Here is a 23,249-nt window from a genome sequence, read left to right on the forward strand (position 1 = left end):
TATTTAATTGCTCATATTTTTGAGAAATTTGTTAAACTAATAATAATTTTGTTGGCATTTCATCTTCAAATGGCGATGATGGAATATTATTATTTAGTTTATTTACTATTTGATTTAAATCATCATCTATTATTTTTAAATTTTTCATAAAGAAAATTATACCCCCATTTTCAAAATATAAAATAATGTCACGGATTAATTTAATTCGTGACATTAGAATTTTTTTATCACAGAACACAGTTCCAAACTGCTATTTTTCTAAAAACTACTATTTAATTACTACTTTTGTATTTTTAAAGTCATAAGATTCAAAATATTTTAGTTAAATAGCCAGACAATGATAGCATGTCTGCTTTCTTTTTATTTATTAGGACCCAACATTTTTAATTTTAAAATCAAAAATGTCTGCCTTTTTACCAACAAAAATAACAAAATTAAAAATATCACCTGTTGGAACTTCTTCGGAATGATTAATAATATTATTAGTACTTGGTAAACTAGGAACTCTTGCTATCAATTCAAAAGGTATATCACCAAGAAATTTATCTTTAATTCATTTTTTAGCTAATACTAAAGCATCTTGTCTTATATTTTGCGTTGTAAACTGATGTTCATTAAAATCAAATGTCTTATTAAAAAATTCTTGAATTCGTGTAATTCAAATTTCATCAAGATTTTTCAAAACATTTTTAACTTCAAATCTAAACTCGCCAACTTCGCTACCAATAAAAATTTTCATATCAAATCAATCACCAGTTGGCACTTCATAAGAGTTATTAACAATATGTGTAGACATATTTTTGGATTCATCAGCAACTTTCATTTCTAATTTAAAAACTAAATTATAACTAAAATTTTCTATTATTAATTTTTTAACTAATTCAAAAGCATCTTGTCTTATATTTTGCGTTGTAAGTTGATGTTCATTAAAATCAAATGTCTTATTAAAAAATTGTTGAATTTTTCTAATAAAATTTCTAACAATCTTTCCTTGAACATCTTTAATGTTAAATTTAAAGTCAATAACATGATGGAATATTTGAAATTGAAAATCAATACTATCACCATTTTGAACTGTTTTTAAATTATTAATAATGTTTTTCTTTAATAATTGATTATTTTTAAGAGTTAATTGAAATGATAAATCCTTAGTAAAATGCTTAATTAATCAACTAACCATTTGATAAGCATCTTGTTGCATATGACCTGTTGTTAAATTATGTTCATTAAAATCAAATTGAGATCCAAAGTATTCAATAATTTGAAAAATAACTTGATTAATTTCTTTTCTCACAACATTTTTAGCCTTAAATGTAAAATTACCATTTTCTTCACCAATTTTAATTTGAAATTCAATAATATCACCGTTTTTTATACTAGGAGCTCAATCAGTAAGATAACGATTTTCAGTTTCTAATATAAATGATACATCACCAATAATATTTTTAACTCATTGTTCAACTAGATTTTTTACATCATTTGTATGATTCTTTATTGTTAATTGATGTTGAGAAAAACTAAATTCTTGCTCAAAATATTCTATAACTTTAAAAATATTACCTTCGTTAATATTTTTAGCAATATTACTAATTCTAACGCTTAAAGGTTTACTTTGAGTACCAATTTTTATAATAAAATTAAAAGTGTAATAATTAGTTAAACCTCAAATTGCTCTATAATGAGTTTTTAAAAATTCTGTTGGCTTAAAATTTTGAAGTTCTAATGTAAATTCTAAATCACCAGTAAATTTATCAATAATTCACTGTTTAACTAAGTTATAAACATCTTGCCAAGTATTTGTTATCATTAATCCGTGCATATTAAATTTAAAGTTTCGATATGTATCAAAATAATTCCCAATATTATTAATTAGAATATTATTATATTCAAAGTTAAATTCTTTTTTTAATTTAATACCAATTTCATCATTAGTATTAGTTAAAATATCTTTCCCATCAACTTTAACAATAACTTTTCAATAAGCATCACAATTTTCAAATTTCAATTCAGATTTTTGGAAATCATTTAATTTAATTTCAACACGACTATAATCAACTTCTTTGTTTCCTAAATATAATCTTAATTGTTTATTAGCCATTGCCAAAACCTTTACACCATCATTTGAAGAAACAATATTTCAATCATGTTGTTGGTTAAAGAAATTTCTAACTTTAATTACTAAATCATTGTGACTGATTATTGCTATTAGTTTAATTGCATTTTCTTGATTTTTATCAACAATTTCTTTATTATCAATTTTAAGTTTTAAATATCAATAATTAAGACCCAAAATACTTTTTAACTGATAACTTTCAGAATATAATAAACTAAGTTCAATCCTATTAATATCATTACCAATTATCTTTTTTAATTCTTCCTTAGCTTTTTCTAAAATATATCAACCATTATGTTCCGTTGTTATGTCTCAATTTTTAACAATATCAAAAAAATCTATTGTTTTCATACAAAGTTGTTCAAAATCAGATTTAATATTTTTTAATCTGATTTTTATTTCATTTTCAAAAACTTCATCATTAACCTTAACCCTAATTGCTCATTCATCAGTACTAGGTTGATTTTTTAAATCAAAATTTATTGCAGAATCTAAACTAATTTCAACTTTATTAAAATATTTTTCACCTAAAAATTCTTTTAATTTAATATTAATTTTTTTTAAAACATCATCGCAAGTATTATTAACTGAAATATTTAAATCATATTGCTCTGCAAAAAATTGTTTAATAATATCAACTAAATTTTTTTGTGATAATACAATATTTTTTAAATCAATAATCGGCAGATATTCTTTATTTTCAAAATAAAATTTAAATTTAAACATCACTTTGTTATATTTAAAATTTCTTCAAATATCAATGGTTTTTAATGTCATATTAAAACCTATAAATTCATCAAGAAAAATATTAAAATTAAATCTATTTAAACCAGAATAAATATTTGACAAATTTATTGCTAATCTTTGTTTAATTTTTTCAAAGATATCACTATAATTTTTTAAATAATCTAAATTAAAAATAAGTTGTTGTTCAAAAAAATATCTTAAAACAATAATATTATAATTAGTATTAATAAATTTAAAATAAAATATTCTTATTAAGGGCACACTAATATTCAATACTTTCAATTGTAGATGAAGTTGATCACCATTAAATACTTTTTCAGAATTACCCTTAATATTTCTAGTCAATGGTTCTAAAGAACTAAGTTCAAATTGTAATGCACCATTAGAAATTTCTTTAATTAAATTGTTAGCTATATTATAAGCATCTTGTAAAGTATGATGAATTGTCAAATTATGAACATTAAAATTAAATGTTTGATCAAAAAATACTACAATTTTTGTTAATAATTCTAAAACTGTTAAAACATTATTGGCAATAAAAATAAAATTGCTATATTCTGTACCGATAGCAACAACAAACTCAAAAGAAACCGTATTTAGCATTACAATATCATCACTAATAATTTTTTCTTCTGCTTGAAAATTATTTAATTGAAGACTAAAATCATTATTTTTACCAACAACTTTATAAATTTCTTGCATAACAAAATTATAAACATCTTGTTGTTTACTTATCGTAATTAATTTATGTTTATCAAAATCATATCCTTCTTGAAAATGCTCTTGGATTTTCTCCACAATTTGTGGAATGATTAAAACATTTTTAATTTTGAAACTAAATTGACTAGTACTATTTTGATTAACATTAGAAATTATTTTAAGCTTAAAATTAAAAATATCGCCAGTTGGAACTTCTTGTGAACTATTACTAATAAATTCTTCCATAGAACCATCTAATTGCAGATTAAATCAATCACCTTTAGTTATCTGCCTGATACATTTATAAATTAAATTATAAACATCTTGTCGCTTATTATTCGTTGTCAATTGATGCTCATCAAAATCAAATATCGTATTAGAAAAATAATTTGTAATTTTTTCTAACAAGTCTTTTTCGGCAAATTCAATTTGTAAATCAAAATCACTTAGTAAAAAGAAATTATGTTTTTTTAACATCTCAGCATATGAAGCAAATGAAATCATATTTGCATCACTTTCATCATTATTTATTTTAAAATTAAAAGAAATTCAAAACGGACTTAACTTTTCAACTCCTTTATAATACACTTCACAGGTTTTAGAAATAATATTGATATTATTATCAGTTTTAGGCCTGCTAGTAACTTCTTGAAAATATTGTTCAAGTTTTAATAAAATGTTACAAAATAAATCTTCATATTTAATATTAAGATATGCTGATAATAAAATATGCTTACTATATTCTTGTTTTTCTACTAATTGAGCAATTTCTTCAATATTTCAATTATTAATCATTTCTGCAAAATAGCCATCTTTTTTAAAGACAGTTCTGCCACTTGTAACTAATTTTTTAACAACATTGATAATATCTAAAGCATTTTTAATACATTGTTTACTACCTTTAAAATGGTAAATATCGCCATAATAGCAAACAATATCACTAATAACTGACAAAATAAATGGATAATAAATTAACTCTACTTGTGACTTTTTAAAAAGATTTTCATAATGATTTTTAAGTGTTGCTGTCCAATGCTCTTTATATAAGAAAAATTTTAATGGCACATTTTCCACTTTTCAATTAATATTTAAATCAACATATAATTGTTCTCAAAGATGAAGACTAGTAATATCTAAAATAATATTTTTAAAATTTATATCATTAGGATTAATAGCCATACTCTTATATTTCTTAGAAATATGTTTAACTATTGATTTTAAATTATTATGCTTTTCAAATTGATAAATTGTCGAATGTGAAAATAGTGAACTTAAATCTAACATTAAAATCCCACCTTCTGATTATAAAATTCAGTACTTAAACTTACATCCTTCAATAGTCGTTATTATTGCTTCAGTATTAAATTCAATTAAGTTGTCATTTTCAACCTTTAAAATATTAATTGTCGTTTGTTCCATTTTTTGTAAAAGATATATTCCAAAACCAATGGGAATAATATAATCAATTATTTCTCCTGTTTTAAGATGAATTTTTCCAGAAATATTACCACTAATCATATTTTTTAAATTACACTTATATGTTGCCTTTGTTTGTCACAAAAAATAATGGGCATAAACAGTACTATGCGGTGGCACATTAAAATATTTTCCTAATACTATTATCGTTTCTGGTTTTTCAATTACTTTAATATCAGTCATTAACAATGGATTTTTAATTTCTAAAATAAAATTAAATTTAGCATCAAGATTAGTTCATTCTACTGGACTTTCAAGATTAATTCCTTGAATTATTTGATATGTATTTCTTTTTTTAAAAAAATAATTATAATTTGACAATGTAAATATCTTTTCAACATCACTATCATCATTAATTAACGGTTGATACCCATCATTTACTAATAATTGCTCTTTATCTCGCTTACTTTCAATAACTTCTATTTGACTAATTGTATTACTAACATATTTTAAATTACTAATATCAAGATCTAATACTTTCTCAAATAAGTTAAAATGACATAAATTATTTAATCGATATGTTCACTCTAAAGCTTTACTTGCAATTTCTTCAATCTTTAACTCTTGTGATACGCGTTTCTGCAATAAATGTGGTACATCACTTTCACTAATTACTGTTTGTAAATTTTCCATAAAAAATTATCTCCTTTTTAAATATGTTAACAATAAAACTTATTAACAATATTTCTTATAAAATATAAGAACCTTTAAACGACTTTTACAGATTTAACTTTAAAAATAAATTCTTCTTTTTCTTCACCAAGAAAAAGAATAAAATCAATAAACTCTACTCTTGATAATTTTCTAGTATTATCAACACTACCAATTTTTAAAATATCAATTTCCTTCAAATATAAAGCAAATTGAATCCCTTTAGTAAATTTCAATTCTATCCAGTTATAAACAAAATTATACACATCCAAAATTGTATTATTTGTTGTTAATTTATGTTCATTAAATTGAAAAAATCTATTACTAAAATATGATTTTATTTCTAAAATTAAATTTTTATCAATATTAATCCCAACATTCTTAATTTTAAATATAAAATCACTTCCCTCATCACCAATAAAAATAGTAAACTTAGCTCAATCACCAGTTGGAACTTCTGGTGAATTATTAATAAGATAAGTATTAATCGGATCTGGATCGGCTATTGTTAAATTAAATGGTAAATTATGAGTAAAAATATGAGTAATTCAATAGTTAACTAAATTAAAAACATTTTGTTTTGAATGCGACTGCGTTAACTGGTGCGTATTAAAATCAAACACTTGTTCAAAATAATGAATAATTTTAAAAACTACTCCTTGATTTTCATTTTTAGCAACATTTTTTACTTTAAGTTTAAATTCTCCTTTTTCCGAACCAATTTCAACCTGAAAATCAATATAATCACCATTAGAAACTACTCGGGAATTATTTCTAATAGCAACTGTAGAACTGCCAACAATTTCTAAAGCAAATGGCACATCATAAATAATTTCTCTGATTCAATTTGAAACCAAATTTTTACAATCTTCTCTGGTATTATTTATTGTTAACAGATGCTGTGAATAATTAAATTCACAAGCGAATAATTCTTTAATTTTAATAACATAACACTCATACATATTTTTAGGAATATTTTTAGCTTTAAATCTAAATTTTCCTGTCTTACTACCAATTTTTATATTAAAATCAAATCAATCCCCTGTCGGAATTAATCGTGAATTATTGATAATGGGACTAGACATACTTTTACTATCATTGTCACCTTGCATTTTTAATTCAAAAACTAAATTATAAGTAAAATTTTCAGTAATTCAATTTTTAACAAAATTATAAGCATCTGCTCTAACATTATTTGTGAATAACCCATGAATAGTAAATTCAATATCATTAGCAAAAAAGTCAATAATTTTACTAATAATAATATTATAATTACTCTTAGTAATATTTATTAAACGCAGTTTAATCTTATCATTAGGATTTGGAATTACTTCATTATCAACAAGACAAAATATTGCTCATTCACTACTTTCAATCTTATTTTTAAAACTATAAGATTCAAGATATTTTAACCTTAATTCAACACGACTATAAAGTGCCATATCATCTTCTAAATATAATTTTAATTGTTTATTAGCAATTTCAATTACTTTAAAACCATCATTATCATCAGTTAAATCTCAATCATGTTCTTGATTTAAAAAATTTATAACTCTAACGATAAGTTCGTTGCGACTTAGTATTGCTCATATTCTAATTGTAAAAAACATACTTGGATTAATAACCCTTAAATTATCTATTTCAAGAGATACATATCAATAATTAATACCTAAAGAATTTTTAATGTTATAAAATTTCTGTAAATCTTCCTCATCAGAATGAATTAATTCAATTTTAACTCGCATAATATCTGTATCAATCAATTTTTCTAATTCTGCTCTTGCTTTATTCAAAACAAACCAACCATTATGTTCAGTAGTTAAACCTCAGTCTTTTACATCATTAATTAAAAAATCAATCACTTTATCTTTAAAAATTTGATGATCATCTTTAATCCCTACTAATTTTATTTTAAGATCATTTTCACAATCAAGAATTTCTTCATCATTTACCTTAATGACAATATTTCAAAAATTATTTCCAACTTGATTCAATAAATTAAAATCTCTAGGATCCTTTAAGTTTAATTCTACTAACTTAGCCAATTCTTCACCTAACATTTTATTTAACTCAATTTTAGCTTTATCTAAAACATCCATACCCGTATTTATCGTTAAAATATTTCAATAATATTCTTGAGCAAAAAACATTTTAACAACTTGAACCAAATGACTTTGTACTAATTTAACATTACTTAAATAAATAATAAATATATGTTCCTGCTCTTGAAAAGTTAATTTAATTTTAAATAATAAGTTTTCAAAACTCATTTTTAATGATTTTGTTTCCCAAATATTTTTAGAATTAATTGCTAACATCAAATCAAACAAATTTAGATTTTCTAATCTTTTATATTTTGTAGTAAAAGAAATATTTTTAATTAAAGAATAAACTTTGGGTAAATCGGCAAGCAATTTTGTTTTTAAGATCACAAAAGCATCCTTTACTAAATTAATTGAACTTAAATTTAAATCAAAAACTTGTTGAAAAAATTTATATAAAATATAATTGTTCACAATAGTATATGCAAATTTAAAATCAAAATTTATCGTATTGCCCAAAATATTCATATTAAAATTAATAAAATCACCCGCAAGAACTTTTAAAGAAGTTCCTGCAATTTTTTTATCAAGACTAATATTATTTGGAACAATTTCAAAACTAATTTTTTCACCAATAATTTTTTTAATTAAAATTTTAGCAATATTATAAGCATCACGCATCGTATCATAAACTGTTAACTTATGTTCATTAAAATCAAATGTTTTTAAAAAATATTGCTTTACCTTTTCTAATACTTTTAAAGATGTTAAGATATTTTTTGCTTCAAAAATAAAAGAAAAATATAAATTTTCTTTAATAATAATAAAATTAAATGAAATCTTATTTTCAATGATATCATACTTTTCATCTTCAAAAATTTGTTTTGTTGCTTGAAAATTCTGAATTTCAACTTTAAAACGTAGATATTTACCAACAATGAAAGAAATTTTTTCAAGAATAAAATTATAAACAACCCTTTGTGTGCTTGTAACCATTAAATGATGCTCATTAAAATCAAAAACATTACTAAATATGCCTGCTACAATATTCATTAATTGTTCAAAAGTTAAAACATGCTTAATTTTAAATTTAAATTCACCAACATCAACAAGCATTATAATTTTAAAATTAAATGATTCACCACTTTCTATCGCTATTGAATTATTTAACAACTTTTTTTGTGGTTGAAAATGCTCCATTTCCAGCTTAAAGTGTCGGCCACCACACATTTCATTAGTTAATTTTCAAACTAAATTAAAGGCATCTTTTTGTGTATTTAAAATTATTAATTTATGATCATTAAAATCAAATATTTTATTATCAAAATATATTTTAACTTTTCCTATTGTTTCAAGTTCACTTAATTTAATTTTCAAATCAAAATTAGAAGGCGACAAAAAATCATATCTTTTTGACAGCATTGTACTTGTTAACATTACTCGTCAGATCGGTAATACTTTAAGATTAATTTGATGATTAAACCAAATTTTAAAGGGACTTGCTTTATTAGTTACCATTTCAAATAAAACATATTCATCAGGGATAGTATATAATCGCGGTAAACTATTCTGAATTACATTAGTAACTTTGTCATAAATTGATAATAAATTAGCAAAATACAAATATTTATAATTAATAGTAGAATAATCTAATAGCAAAACATGCTGATCATATTTTTGTAATTTAGCATTCTCAAAAATTTTTACAAGATTTCAACTTTTAAGCATATTTTGAAAATAACCATCTAATTTAAAAACTGTTTTACCAGTTACAATTAATTCTTGAAGAACATTGATAATATCTAAAGCATTTTTAATACATTTTTCACGATTGATATTTTTCAAATTCTCAGAATAATAAAGAACGATATCACTAACAACAGATAATATAAATGGATAATACAGTAATTCAATTGTTGGTTTTAAAAAAGCTTGCTCATAATGCAATTTCATATGCTTATTTGTTCAACCTTTATATCAATAATCTAAGTTCGTAACTTGAATTTTAATATTTAAGTTATTAAAAATTATTTTTCAAAGTTCAATTTTAATAACATCATCAATGATATTTTTAAATTTTATATATTCTGGTTTAATATTAATATTTTTATATTTTTGAGAAATTTGCTGAATTATTTTTAGATTTCCTTGAAATATTTGGACTTGATCAGCACTGAAAAACCTATCTTTTATTGGCATATAAAAAACCTATTCATTATCATCAATAAAAACAATCAGATTTGATGCGTCAATACTTTCAATTTTTCCAAAACCATTAAAATTCATCTTAGTTTTATCTTTATTACGAGAAACACCAGCTGGTGATTGATCCATTATTTCTAAACAATACGCTGCAAAACCAATAGAAATACTATAATCAATTTTCTCTCCTGATTTAAGATTAATTTTCCCAAAAATATTACCACTAATAACTCCACTTAAATATAACTTAAACTTAGTTTTTTTTCTAGTTAAAATGTACTTAACATATCTAGTAGAATGTGGCGGTACGGGGACTGACTGTGATGGTGCTGCTAAATCTGTTGTTATTATTTCTTTTTTTATTTCAGTATTAGCCCAATTAAGGTTCACTTTTAAGATTCCACTTATTGATTCAGTAAATTTAACATTTGGTGCAAATATAACATTAATCCCTTTTGAAATTTGACTTCACTTTTCATTAGTACAAGTATAACTATAAAACTGAGAATTTAACTTTATAACATCAGAAGTATTATTAACTAACGGAGCCGAAGCTTGATGTACTTGTTGATTTTCAAAAGCACTACTAATTTCTTCTACTTTATCAACCGAAGAACTAATAAAACCTAAATTGCTAACATCAATATCAGTTACATTAGCAACAAAATCATAATGCAACAGATTAGTTAAGCGATATGCTCATTCTAAAGCTTTAGTCGCAACCTCTTCTATCTGGATAATTTCTGGCTCCTCTCATTGCATTGGTTCTAAAATACTACTAGAGTTTACTAAACTTAAATCACTATTCATAATAAAAACTATCCTTCCCAAATAAAAATAACGCCGTTTAAGTATTAAACTTTGCGTTATTAACCTTTTTTATTGCAGAACACATACCCAAACTGCTATTTTATTACAAATTAATACTTTAATTGTGAAATAAAATTACAAAAATATCAATACAAATGTTTGATATAATTATTATTTATTTCTTTTTAACAATTTTTCTTTTAATTTTAGGTTTTTTAATTTTTAATTCCTTAATAATTTCATCAGCAGCTCTTTCACCAGATAACACTGCTCCTTCAAAATAACCATTAAAATGAATACTTAACTCTGTACTTGCTCAATGAATTGCACCAATTGGGCGCCTTAAATATGGTCCATAACTAGTTCAACAACCAATTCTTAAACTACCTGAAAAACATCCACCCGTTCAAGGCGAATTTAATCAATCATATTCAATATATTGTAAAATATTTTTAGCTTCTTCACCAAAAAATAATGCTAACTCATTCAGTAATAACTTTTTTCTTTCTTCTAAATCCTTTTGAATTAATTCTCTTTTTTTATTACCATAAATAAATCCTGTCAAAATAGCATGCGGATCACTTGGTGTGGTATTATCTGTTACTTCGGTAAGTCATCCTTCTTGTAAATAAACATTGCCAGAATTATTATCTTCAATTCAAAAAGGTCTTTCATAAACAAAATGAACTTTAAGAGCATCACCACCAGGAAAATTTTGTAATAAACCATAGTATTGTGAACCTAAACTTGGATGATAATGAATTTTACTAGCAAGCACAGGGGGAATTGCAATAATTAAATACTTTCCCTGATAAACATTATTATTCATTGATAAAACAGTAGCACATTCTTGATCATAATTAATAACTGTTACTGGTTCATTTAAAATAATATCTGTTCCTTTTAAATCACTAACCATTTTTCTAGCAATTTTATAACTACCACCAATAACACGATAATGCTGAGCACCTTTTTCAGAACTGGTAGCAACATCAAACCCAGCATTACTAGCAACATAAAATAATGCTTGCAACATTGAAATATGACTAGTATCACGAGATAATAATCCCCCAGCAATAATTCTTCCTACCATTTTTTTAGCATCTACTGTTGCATCTTGCATTTCTAATCAATGTTCAAAGGTAATATTATCTCATAATTTAGCATTAGGATGCATTCACGGTTTTTCTAAATCAATTTCTTTTGTTAAGTTATCAAAATTATTAACTAACAACATTGCCTCTTCAGGAAACTCATCAATAATTTTACCATTATATTGAAACAATGTTTTACCTTCTGGAAAAGGCGGTGTTGTATATTTTTGTAACTTATATTTATTAATAAACGATAACATCCTTTGATGTTGTCAACCAACTCATTGACCACCTAATTCAACTATTGTTCCATCATCTAAAACTTTATTTCAACTACGACCACCAATATCATCATCAGCTTCTAAAATTAATACTTTTAACTTATAAGGTTTTAAGCGTAATGCTGCCGCTAAACCAGAAAATCCAGCTCCAATAATAATAACATCATACTTCGTTTGATTATTTTTCATTACGAATGTACACCTCAATAGCATTACCTTAAAATAATTACTTATTATAGTTATATCAAAATTACCAGTTATTAGCAATACTACTAACTAATCGCAAAGATAGTAAAATAATATAAAAAAATAGTAGAGAAAAATCTTCTCTACCACTTTAAAACATTATATTATATCATTAATGCTCAATAGCAACTTTAATCGCTGGTCCCATAGTAGTGCTAATACTAATATTTTTTACATAAGCACCTTTAACGGCTGCGGGACGAACTTTTCTAAGCGTTTCATAAATCGCTTGATAATTTTCCTTTAACTGCTCTTCACTAAAAGAAACCTTACCAATAATTACATGAACATTACCTTGCTTATCAACACGATATTCAATTTTACCCTTACGAATTTCTGCAATTGCTTTTTGCACATCAGTAGTTACCGTTCCTGTTTTTGGATTTGGCATTAAACCCTTAGGTCCTAATATTTTACCAATCTTTCCTAATTCAGCCATAATATCTGGTGTTGCAATAATAACATCAAAATCAAATCAATTTTCTTTTTGAATTTTTTCAATTAAATCCTTACCACCAACAAAATCAGCTTTATTATCAATCGCCACTTGATTCATACTATTAGTTAATACTAAAATTCTTTGTTTTTTACCAGTTCCTGCCGGTAACACTAACGCTCCACGAAGTTGTTGATCAGCATGTCTTGGATCAACATTTAAAAGAAAAACTAACTCAACCGTAGCATCAAATTTTGTTATTGAAGTTTTTTTAACTAATGAAACAGCTTCATCAATTGAATATATTTTAGTTTTATCAAACATTTGGGATACTTTTTGATAATTTTTAGAATAACGACTCTTTTTAACAATTACCATAACTATTTTTGTTCCTCTTTTGATAGCTTTTCAACAACAATTCCCATATTTCTTGCTGTTCCTTCAATAATTTTCATTGCCTTTTCAATATCATTAGCATTTAAATCAACCATTTTATATTCAGCAATTTCTCTGATTTTATCTTCAGTAAGCGTTGCTACTTTTTCTTTTTTACTACTACTTGAACCTTTTTCAATATTAGCTGCTCTTTTTAATAAAACAGCTGCTGGCGTTGTTTTTAAAACAAAATCAAATGACTTATCATCATAAGCAGTAATAACAACAGGGACAATATCACCCATTCTTGTTTTTGTTGCATCATTAAAAGCAATACAAAATTGTGGCATATTAATCCCTAATGAAGCCAATTCCGGACCTGGCTTAGCTTGTGCCGCATTAAACTGTAATTTAGCAATTCTTTTAATTTTTTTAGCCACGAGCAACACCTCCTATACATAATTGTTCTCGCTGTGGTCAACGATATCTCTCCCACATTAACCTATTTTTTTCAGGCTTATATATAATAACATTATTACTGTCACAATTCAACATAACTACTATTAGGAGGGGTCGCGTTTAGTTTTCTTAGGTATTGCTTTGAAGAAGTAAAACAATCAGCTAATTATATTATTTAATTACTAAACTAACCCTGCCTTTCTTGTTATTGTCATTTTATTCGTTATGATTTTATCATATTATTGAATTTTTACACAATAAAAAATTAAAAAATTATTAATTATTATTAAATTTTCACTAATTATCTAAATTTATGTTTTCTATATTTATTCGTATATACAATACTACCTTTATTAATTCAACTATCAGCATTTTTATTATTATATTTATTTCATAATGAAGTTTTATATATTTCTTTTCTGATTTCTATTTCTGAATTAATATTTTCATTAATATAATGTAATACATTTAATTTGTTTAAATTTGCCATTCTTAAATGTAATAGGTTATTTAAATTCTTATGATTATATATTTTTGCTCCATATCCTAATTGTTGTTTTATTAAATGTGATACATCACTTTCAATGCTACAACCAATATTTCATTCTAAATTTTGATTATGAATACCATGCTTATTATTACTGAAATAATTACTCGCTTTTCTTAAACTTGTTTTAATATCTTTATTTAATTCATTTTTAACAACATTACGAATGTTTTTGATTAATTCTTGATGATTTCCATCTTTATATAATTTAATTCAACTATTTAATGCTACTTTGCGATTTTCAAAAATAATATTAAATGCGGTTTGTTTTAATTTTTTAATAGCGTGATAACCGTCTAAAATATATCTAACATTGCCAAAACTATTGGCAATTTCTCTAATTCAAGTATCACCATCGCCACAAACAATTATTCTGTCATAATTAATATTTACATAATGTTTTTGTAATTCTTTAATTAATAAATCACGATAATCCATCGTATTTATTCGTTTACCAACTTTTAACATTAGAAAATGACCTCGTTTGTTTTCCAATTCTCTACGAGCATTTTTGTAATTTTTTTCTTTATGTCCGGTATGAAAAGTAACTAAACGAATTCTTTGGTCTTGTTTAACTTTCTTATCTAATGTCGCTAAAAATGTCTCATCTAGTTGAATATATAAATCCTTATTTTTAACATCAATTCTATTTTTAGTTTCTTTTTCTGCTAGTTGAAAATATTCAGCAATATCGTATTTATTTAAAATATTTGAAATACTACCTTTTGAAATATAACAATGATTTAGAGCATCTAAAACATCGCGATAGCGTTTGCCATCACCCAGAAGACTTAAAACTTTAAATTGGACATCAAAATAAATGCGTTGTTTGGGCAATAAACCAATTTCTTTATCCAACAAACATACATATTCAAATTTCCCTGATTTTTGATTTCAATATTTATATCGGCGTCGTTTAAAAGTAACATCACCAAAAATTGTAATAATTGTTCTTACAGCAAAATGAACTACTTTATAACCTTGTTTTAAGCGAAAATGATATTTATATAAGTATTCATCTAATTTTTCATATTCATTAGCTAATTGTTCGCATTTATTGGTGTACATATTTTTGTGGGTTGTAAATAAGTTTAATCAATGCTTATTTTCTAAGGTTTTTACATTATTATTAATTTCTAACATAATAAATTACCTTTCTTACTAGTAATTTTAACAAAGTTAAATTTCGTTAGTTTATGATCTAAAAAGTAGAAATTTTTGTTTGTTGATATATAATGAAATTCCAAAGTAAGGAGATTCAAGACTAAGATTTGGAGAAAGGAAAAGATGTTGTAAATTTTATTAATTAGTAAAAATTCATAAAAAGGATTTAATAAATGAAAAAATTACTTAGTTTATTAAGTACAATAACAATGGCAAGTAGTGGAATACCAGGTATTCTTAGTAATGTCTCAACTAAAATAGAGAAAATATTAAAAAATAATACTGAAAACAACTTTTTACAAACCAATAATTTAAAAAGAAACAAAAGACAAACCCCGCCGTCATTAAAAAATATAATTACAACAATTAATATTGGTAAAATAAAAAAAGTTAATATAAACAGTGTTATAAAAAGATTAAGTGAAATGAAATTAATCATCCAATTTTATCAAGACAAGATTTTTTAGAAAATATTGAATTTGAAAAGATTACAACCAACTTAGCTATTGTTCATTTTAGAAATTGAGAATTTGCACCATTTCCAAGAACTTTAACTTTTACTATTAATTTTGATTCTGATATAGTTAATCTTAATGGAAATTTAGGTATAATAAATGAAAATGCTATTTTAAATTTAAATAATATTTTAAATAATAGACCCGAAACAATCGCAAGACAATTTATAGAAAGAAATGATTTAGATCATTTATTAACAGTTGATGATTTAATAGTTACAAATATAACAACTGGGTCAGCATTAATAGAAAGTTCAAATATTAATTATTTACTTTCAGTAAATGTAATTTTTATGCCCAGATATTTAAGTTTAAGAACATTTATTACTAATACTAACTTAGGTCATTTAGAAACAAATTCAAAAGATAACATTATTAAAAGATTACATGAAATAAACAATTTAAATTATCGTGGTAGAAATATAAGACTAGAAGTTAGAAATATTACAAGAAATTCAGCTGAAATTTTATTTAATCAATCAACTAACAGCAGTTCTTCATTACACGATTTTCATAGTACTGGAAATTTTGATTACGAATATACGATAACAATAACTTTTACTATTACAAAAATTGATTTATCAACCGTTATTGTTAATACTGATTTAGGCACAATAAATGATTCGTCAATAGAAACAATCATTAAAGCTATATTAAATATAAATCCAAACTCTGGACTAACAAATAATGATTTAAGAAACTTAATTTCTGACGAAATTAAACTTATTTATTCTACTGATATTAACAGTTTTAGATTTGGAATTAATCCTGGAATTAATTTTTCTGGACATCAAGTTTTTTTACATTTTAGTTTACCTTATTTATCATCTGTTATTGAAAATACTAATTTAAAAGCAATATCAGATAATAGACCTGAAACAATTATAGAAGAAATTTTAAGAAGAAATCCAAATTCTGGATTAACAGTTAATGATTTAGTAGTTACAAGAGTAACTACAAATTCAGCAACAATTACGAGTCAAAATAATAATTATTTTGGAACAATTGATGTTGTTTTTGATTCACTTACTGTACATTTATCATCCGTTATTACTAATACTGATTTGGGTGATATACCAAATAATTCATTTCAAACAATTATTACAGAAGTAATAAGAGCAAATCCAAATTCTGGATTAACAGTTAATGATTTAGTAGTTACAAGAGTAACTACAAATTCAGCAACAATTACGAGTCAAAATAATAATTATTTTGGAACAATTGATGTTGTTTTTGATTCACTTACTGTACATTTATCATCCGTTATTACTAATACTGATTTGGGTGATATACCAAATAATTCATTTCAAACAATTATTACAGAAGTAATAAGAGCAAATCCAAATTCTGGATTAACAGTTAATGATTTAGTAGTTACAAGAGTAACTACAAATTCAGCAACAATTACGAGTCAAAATAATAATTATTTTGGAACAATTGATGTTGTTTTTGATTCACTTACTGTACATTTATCATCCGTTATTACTAATACTGATTTGGGTGATATACCAAATAATTCATTTCAAACAATTATTACAGAAGTAATAAGAGCAAATCCAAATTCTGGATTAACAGTTAATGATTTAGTAGTTACAAGAGTAACTACAAATTCAGCAACAATTACGAGTCAAAATAATAATTATTTTGGAAATATCAATGTAACTTTTAATAATATAAAAAAAATAAAAAGTAATCAAATATATAAATTACATGACAATGATGATGACGATGATAATAATTTAAATAATAGTATTGAAAAACGATACAGGTTTTTACAACCTGATCAATTAAAAATTAGTTTTAACAAAGAAATTTGAGAAAAAGAAATTAAACCACACATTGAAACAATCATTAATATTGTAAGTGATATAAATAAATTTCCAATAAGTGATTATAGTCTTTTTGAAAAATATAATGAACAAGATAGAAATATGACAATTGGAGGTGTCGTATATAATTATAAAACTGTAGATGACTATTTTAAATTAGATAATACTAAATATGTAACGATTGATAAACAACTAGGTGGTGGATTGAAAGCATTTTTATCGACAGATTTTTATTATAGTTATTTTTTTGATTATATTTTAATAAATAATGCACAAAATAACAGTATTGAAAAATGATACAAGTTTTTACAACCTGATCAATTAAAAATTAGTTTTAACAAAGAAATTTGAGAAAAAGAAATTAAACCACACATTGAAACAATCATTAATATTGTAAGTGATATAAATAAATTTCCAATAAGTGATTATAGTCTTTTTGAAAAATATAATGAACAAGATAGAAATACTTTAATTTCTTTTTTAATTTGTCATTTTATAGAAATAAATGATTATTTTCAATCAAGTAATTCTTTAATTTTTTCAACAGATACATTTGGTATTACTTTTGATATTGAAAAAAATAAAATAAAAAATTATGAGCTTTAAATATGCAATAACTTTAATTGGGACAGGGACTGTACAATTAACTGTGTCTCTAAGTAATTAACTTAAATTCATTTATATTTTCTAAAAAGTAATCTTTTGTAAGATTATTATTGGTTCAAACATTTAACTCTGTACCTTGTGCTTTAATTGTTATTTTTTTGTTAATTACTCATTTATCATCTTCATTCTCTATTTTTGTTCCGTGTGTAGTCATTAATTGTCTAATTTCTTCTTGTTTACTCTGATTATTTTGAAATTTTTGTGTAAATAGGAAAGTAAAGTTGTTTAAATTTTTTAATTCTGGTAATTTTTTATTTAAACTGCTATTATCTTTTTTATATATTTGGACTCGTACAATTTTTGTATTTGAAATTCAAAACTCTACTTTTTCTAAGTTTATGATTTTAAAATCATAAACTTTATTTTTTTGTTCTACTGATTCATTCGCTTTTTTGGAACAACTAACTATCGGCAATGCCGTTAGTCCTGAAAGAGTTATTATGTTTAAAATTTTCATTATTTTAACTCCTTTATTATTTTATTTTTCAATATATATATATATATATATATATTATACAAAAATTCGTAAAATCATTAGAAAAATGGCAAAACCAATTAAAAACTGAAAGGTATAGTAAAACGCAGGTACCGTTTTAAAAACTGGGAAAATAGCAGTTGAAAAATTAACTGTTGCTTTCGCAATGATTGCTAATGGTCGTAAAATGGTAATGACTTGTGAAGCGGTCAGCATTCAGTTTAACATTTTGATGCCAGAATTCTGAATGGCACAACCAATATCGTTAAATGTGGGTATCCACCGCCCTGAATATTTACAATTTGTTGGCGGAATTAAGTCGTCTCATTCTGAGTTGGTGGAACCATCGGGAATAAAGGCTGTGGAATTTAATACATTAAAGTCATAAATTTTAAAATTATAATTAAAGGTATTTGTTTTATGGTATAAAGGAAAAGTTAAGGTAAAAATATTAATGCCATAGCGAATATCAATGTCGGTATTGAGGTAATTGATACTGTTAGCAGTCTTGCTGGTTGGCAAGGTAATCAGTTTATTATCATAAGATTTAAGGACATTAAAATCAATTTGATAAATGCTATTGGTGTTGTTAATAGCATTAAATTTTTCTTGGTGCGTTTTTTTATCAAAAGTAAAAAAATAACTTCTTAGTAATAATTCCGAATTACCAATAACATTAATTAAATATTTTTTGGGATAAAAGGTAATTAACGAACGATAAAAGAAACCAATTTGAATAAAGTAATCTTTGTTGTAATTATCTACACCCTTAAAATCAATTTCGGTATGAGTTTTTTCATCCATATCAAAAGTAGCATAAAATAAACTGGCAAAGAAGTTACCAAGAATTTCATAGATTTCATCAAAAATATTTTTATAATCGCTGTTATTAATACTAGGAATGTTGTTTTTAAAATAAAGGTAAATGTCATTTCGTAAATCAGGGTCATAGCGTAGAAAACTAAATTTAACATTAAGGTAATTTAAGGTTCCAAAAAGGTACTTAATTAGGTAATAATCGTTAGCCCTTTTGGTGTCATATTTTCATATTTTATTTTCACCGTGTAATAATTGTAAATAGTTATTTCCAGCAATTAGGGTTTTGTTAAATGCCTTAATTTTAAGGAAATTATCGTTAGTATCCTCTTGTTTCGCAATGACCACTTTAAGCGTATTTGTTCCTTGCAATTGTGTACTCGTTTCAATTGCAGTGAATTTAACGGTAAATGTTCTGTCAGCGACATTGTCTGTTGTTAAATCAAAAGTAGTCCTATCATCTAAGTAATTGTTGTCATTATCTTTAATTTCAGTATTATAGTCGATGCCCTCAATTGCATTATTTACGCCAGCAAGATTGTTAATTTTTTCATTAAGTCTTTTTTTAATTTTTTTTATAATTTCGATTTTGGTTGCATTTGTCGGGTCGATTATTTCTGAGTTTGATAAAGTAGTTGAATTCTTGTGATAAAAATAGCTTTCGTTTTTAAAACCATGATTTTTAATCGTAAATTCTTTGTAATAACCTTTTTCTAAGGTATCAATGAAATTAAATACTGGTGTTCAATAAAGATAAGAATAATTGAATTTGTCAAAATCACCGCGATGAATCATTAAATAATCAAGATTCTCGATAACATCATTATAGTTATGGTTGCCATCAAATTTAATAGTTGTTGTTGGCAAGTCAATATCAGTACTATTTTTTTCAATTTCAATTTTAAATTCATTGATATTTTCTAAAAAGTAATCTTTTGTAAGATTATTATTGGTTCAAACATTTAAATCTGTGCCTTGTGCTTTAATTGTTATTTTTTTGTTAATTACTCATTTATCATCTTCATTTTCTATTTTTGTTCCGTGTGTAGTTATTAATTGTCTAATTTCTTTTTGTTTACTCTGATTATTTTGAAATTTTTGTGTAAATAGAAAAGTAAAGTTGTTTAAATTTTTTAATTCTGGTAATTTTTCATTTAAACTGCTATTATCTTTTTTATATATTTGGGCTCGCACAATTTTTGTATTTGAAATTCAAAACTCTACTTTTTCTAAGTTTTTGATTTCAAAATTATAAACTTTATTACTTTCTTTTTTATTTCTAATTAGTGATTGTGTTGTTATTTCATCATTGTTAATGTTTTGGGGAATGGTAAAAATGTTATTGAAACTAATAATTAATACGGTAAATATTTTCATAAACATTTTTATCACTCCTTTTTAAAATATTTTATTTTTCATTGTTCTTTTTTCTTTAATTTTTTTAATAAGTCACTCAATGCTACAATTTATAATTACCGCTATTGTAATGCATATATCTAAATATCCTAATATCATAAGTGAAATTAATGCTTCAAATTTTTCATATAATAATTTCAAATCATTAATTTCCAATTTTAAAAATGGAATGAAAAAGATAATAATCATAAAAATGTAAGGCAAAATTCTCCATCAATATTTTTTTAAAGAATTAATTAGTTTTTTTCATTTCATTTTTCAAGGCTCTTTTTGCTTTAATTTTTTGAATAATAAAGCGGACTAATTTTTCAAATTTAATTGCAAAATATATTGCTCCGCCTCATCAAAAAACAAATATTCCTGCTAGCATAATACTAGTATTGAACTTACCAAAAAAATCAACCATCTGTTTATTCATAAAATCATTAAATTCGTTACTTGTTCCGGTTATTCATTTAGTATCGATTGCTGTTAATGCACAAATTAATAAGCTTATAAAGATGAAAATGATACTTAATGATACTTTTAACCACTGCTTTTTAAAAGAATTTTTAATTTTTAATCTTAATGGTGTTTTTTCTTTTGAATTATCTTTTTTAAGTAATTTTCCTAAAAGTTTTTTCATTTTAATTCTCCTTTCATGTTTTTTATCGTCCTTTAATCACAATAAATAAAGCAATCAGTACACAAGTAACACCAAGAATGGTAAAGATTGGGTGTTGCGAAAATGTTCGTGCCATTGGTTTAAATAATTCTAAAATTGTTAAATTGCTAGTAATAAACTTTTTAAAATTGGCAAGGCCTTCGCTAATATAGTTTGTTAAAGTTTCAAAATGACTACCAGCCAATAGTCCAAGCACAGTTATTAAGATAAAAATAATAATTAGTTTAAACATTGTTAGTTACCTTGTTTTGTTTTTATTGGTTTTATTTGTTTTTTAGTTTTTCCTCACGCACTTAAACGCCCTTTATTTTTAACCGCATATTGGCGTTGTTTTTCTAAATTAACTTGTTGACTACCAAATCCAAGAATAATTGCCATAAGAAATTCTACAGCCAGTGTTAAGAATAAAGGAAATATCAGTTGAATATTCGTTCCCGGCACTTCTAAACTTCAAATTAAGTCAAAAACTTTATAAAGCATTTGAGCGAGAAAGTCGGCCATTTTTGCGAGATTTTCCATTTTTTATTATTCCTTTTCTTTCATTTTTCTTAAAAATTTGCTGAATTTATCCATTTTTAAGTATTCTAAGTCTTCTAAATCAATTGCTGTGTCATTATAGTATTTATCTTCATAGTCAGGATTTACTTTTGAATTTAAGTAATCTCTTAAAAACGCTAGGTAAAAAGAATTGTAAGTGTTTAATATTGGTAGAGGAATTTTTAGTTTAAAAAAATAAATATCAAGTTCAGGAATATCACGGTATTTAATGCGACGACCCTTTTTACTATTTTTAGCATCAATTAAAGTGTTTCGTCAGCGTTCATATTCTTCAATACTAGTAAAGGTGCCATAGATGACTTTTAAGTAGGGGCGAAAAATATTAACGGGTTTTTTACGAATGCCCACAATCACATTATTGGCAATATCACGAACTTTAACTCAAATATGTTTATCTCTTTGACCGCTAGCTAGCACAATATGACCGAAATGGCGTGCCAGAGCGAAATATTCTTGAATACCGGTTTCTTCGTTTTTGGTATTATTTTTTTCTCAATCAGTTCCTTCTAAAAATAAGTTGGTTTCATCTCATAAAAGTAAGGTTTTGTCTGGCAATACCGGATAATCAAAATTTAATAATCCCATATGTCCTAAACTTAATTTTTGGGTTTCTAGTAATGGAAATGTTGATGCGATATGATATTTCTTCTTTTTTAATAATTTTGATGCGTATACTAGAAAGGCGGTTTTTCCAGTTCCTAATGAACCAATAACAATATTTAATGGTGAATTTTTTAAGAAATTAATAACTTTGTTAATTTGTGTTAAATTACTGATTTTAAAAATAAAAATTAAAATACAACCTGCTAAAAATAAATAACTTACAATGTTTTTAAAATAACCGTTGTAAATATATCAAATTGCTCCTCAATGTCATAAAATTAAAAATGAGGTGCGATTCAATTCAATAAAATGGTTATTTTTTTCTATTATTCATTTGCAAAATTTCATCTTGCACCTCACTTTAT

18 protein-coding genes are annotated in these 23,249 nt (G+C 24.3%); 2 read left to right on the forward strand and 16 right to left on the reverse strand.

Translation table 4 applies throughout. The features are described 5' to 3' along the window. Nucleotides 1–31: 31 nt before the first annotated feature. The 9 genes from AAHM88_RS06900 to AAHM88_RS06940 form a co-directional block, all read right to left on the reverse strand. Nucleotides 32–214: a hypothetical protein gene (locus AAHM88_RS06900; protein WP_342262709.1), complete on the reverse strand. Its 183-nt coding sequence runs from the start codon at nucleotides 212–214 to the stop codon at nucleotides 32–34. Between the two features lie 153 nt (nucleotides 215–367). Beyond that, nucleotides 368–4,843 carry a hypothetical protein gene (locus tag AAHM88_RS06905; RefSeq protein WP_342262710.1) on the reverse strand — a complete coding sequence of 1,492 codons (4,476 nt, stop codon included), beginning with the start codon at nucleotides 4,841–4,843 and terminating at the stop codon, nucleotides 368–370. A gap of 18 nt (nucleotides 4,844–4,861) precedes the next feature. After that, a complete protein-coding gene (locus AAHM88_RS06910; protein ID WP_342262711.1) occupies nucleotides 4,862–5,668 on the reverse strand; it encodes a hypothetical protein in 807 nt (268 codons plus the stop codon). A 74-nt stretch (nucleotides 5,669–5,742) separates the two neighbouring features. After that, nucleotides 5,743–9,927, reverse strand: coding sequence for a hypothetical protein (locus AAHM88_RS06915; RefSeq protein ID WP_342262712.1), 4,185 nt, complete (start codon nucleotides 9,925–9,927; stop codon nucleotides 5,743–5,745). Nucleotides 9,928–9,936: 9 nt separating this feature from the next. After that, nucleotides 9,937–10,740 carry an ETX/MTX2 family pore-forming toxin gene (locus tag AAHM88_RS06920; RefSeq protein ID WP_342262713.1) on the reverse strand — a complete coding sequence of 268 codons (804 nt, stop codon included), beginning with the start codon at nucleotides 10,738–10,740 and terminating at the stop codon, nucleotides 9,937–9,939. Between the two features lie 175 nt (nucleotides 10,741–10,915). Continuing rightward, nucleotides 10,916–12,304 carry a flavin monoamine oxidase family protein gene (locus AAHM88_RS06925; RefSeq protein ID WP_342262714.1) on the reverse strand — a complete coding sequence of 463 codons (1,389 nt, stop codon included), beginning with the start codon at nucleotides 12,302–12,304 and terminating at the stop codon, nucleotides 10,916–10,918. Nucleotides 12,305–12,473: 169 nt separating this feature from the next. Beyond that, nucleotides 12,474–13,175 carry a 50S ribosomal protein L1 gene (gene rplA, locus AAHM88_RS06930; protein WP_342262715.1) on the reverse strand — a complete coding sequence of 234 codons (702 nt, stop codon included), beginning with the start codon at nucleotides 13,173–13,175 and terminating at the stop codon, nucleotides 12,474–12,476. A 2-nt stretch (nucleotides 13,176–13,177) separates the two neighbouring features. Then, a complete protein-coding gene (rplK, locus tag AAHM88_RS06935) occupies nucleotides 13,178–13,612 on the reverse strand; it encodes a 50S ribosomal protein L11 (RefSeq protein WP_342262716.1) in 435 nt (144 codons plus the stop codon). A gap of 320 nt (nucleotides 13,613–13,932) precedes the next feature. Further along, a complete protein-coding gene (locus tag AAHM88_RS06940; protein WP_342262717.1) occupies nucleotides 13,933–15,321 on the reverse strand; it encodes an Mbov_0401 family ICE element transposase-like protein in 1,389 nt (462 codons plus the stop codon). Nucleotides 15,322–15,515: 194 nt separating this feature from the next. Between AAHM88_RS06940 and AAHM88_RS06945 the strand changes: the two genes are divergently transcribed. Both AAHM88_RS06945 and AAHM88_RS06950 read left to right on the forward strand, forming a co-directional pair. Continuing rightward, nucleotides 15,516–15,809 (forward strand): hypothetical protein, encoded by a 294-nt coding sequence (locus AAHM88_RS06945; protein WP_342262718.1) that lies wholly within the window; start codon nucleotides 15,516–15,518, stop codon nucleotides 15,807–15,809. A 341-nt stretch (nucleotides 15,810–16,150) separates the two neighbouring features. Beyond that, the gene (locus tag AAHM88_RS06950) at nucleotides 16,151–18,292 is read left to right on the forward strand and encodes a hypothetical protein (protein ID WP_342262719.1); all 2,142 of its coding nucleotides are present in this window, start codon (nucleotides 16,151–16,153) and stop codon (nucleotides 18,290–18,292) included. Between the two features lie 49 nt (nucleotides 18,293–18,341). On the opposite strand, the gene AAHM88_RS06955 is transcribed toward AAHM88_RS06950, so the two are convergent. Genes AAHM88_RS06955 through AAHM88_RS06985 form a run of 7 tightly spaced genes read right to left on the reverse strand, consistent with a single transcriptional unit; the run spans nucleotide 18,342 to nucleotide 23,232 of the window. Further along, nucleotides 18,342–18,809, reverse strand: coding sequence for a hypothetical protein (locus tag AAHM88_RS06955; RefSeq protein ID WP_342262720.1), 468 nt, complete (start codon nucleotides 18,807–18,809; stop codon nucleotides 18,342–18,344). A gap of 54 nt (nucleotides 18,810–18,863) precedes the next feature. After that, nucleotides 18,864–21,026, reverse strand: coding sequence for a hypothetical protein (locus tag AAHM88_RS06960; protein WP_342262264.1), 2,163 nt, complete (start codon nucleotides 21,024–21,026; stop codon nucleotides 18,864–18,866). A gap of 15 nt (nucleotides 21,027–21,041) precedes the next feature. After that, nucleotides 21,042–21,248 carry a hypothetical protein gene (locus tag AAHM88_RS06965; RefSeq protein ID WP_342262265.1) on the reverse strand — a complete coding sequence of 69 codons (207 nt, stop codon included), beginning with the start codon at nucleotides 21,246–21,248 and terminating at the stop codon, nucleotides 21,042–21,044. Between the two features lie 43 nt (nucleotides 21,249–21,291). Next, on the reverse strand, nucleotides 21,292–21,684 hold the full coding sequence (locus AAHM88_RS06970) for a hypothetical protein (RefSeq protein ID WP_342262266.1): 393 nt from the start codon (nucleotides 21,682–21,684) through the stop codon (nucleotides 21,292–21,294). A 22-nt stretch (nucleotides 21,685–21,706) separates the two neighbouring features. Then, nucleotides 21,707–21,955 (reverse strand): hypothetical protein, encoded by a 249-nt coding sequence (locus AAHM88_RS06975; protein ID WP_338968164.1) that lies wholly within the window; start codon nucleotides 21,953–21,955, stop codon nucleotides 21,707–21,709. Nucleotides 21,956–21,957: 2 nt separating this feature from the next. Then, entirely contained in the window at nucleotides 21,958–22,242 is a 285-nt protein-coding gene (locus tag AAHM88_RS06980) for a hypothetical protein (RefSeq protein ID WP_342223871.1), read from the reverse strand. Between the two features lie 6 nt (nucleotides 22,243–22,248). Further along, nucleotides 22,249–23,232, reverse strand: coding sequence for a hypothetical protein (locus AAHM88_RS06985; RefSeq protein WP_342262267.1), 984 nt, complete (start codon nucleotides 23,230–23,232; stop codon nucleotides 22,249–22,251). Nucleotides 23,233–23,249 lie beyond the last annotated feature (17 nt).

The organism is Spiroplasma endosymbiont of Dromius quadrimaculatus (assembly GCF_964031155.1).
Lineage (GTDB): Bacteria > Bacillota_I > Bacilli_A > Mycoplasmatales > Nriv7 > Nriv7.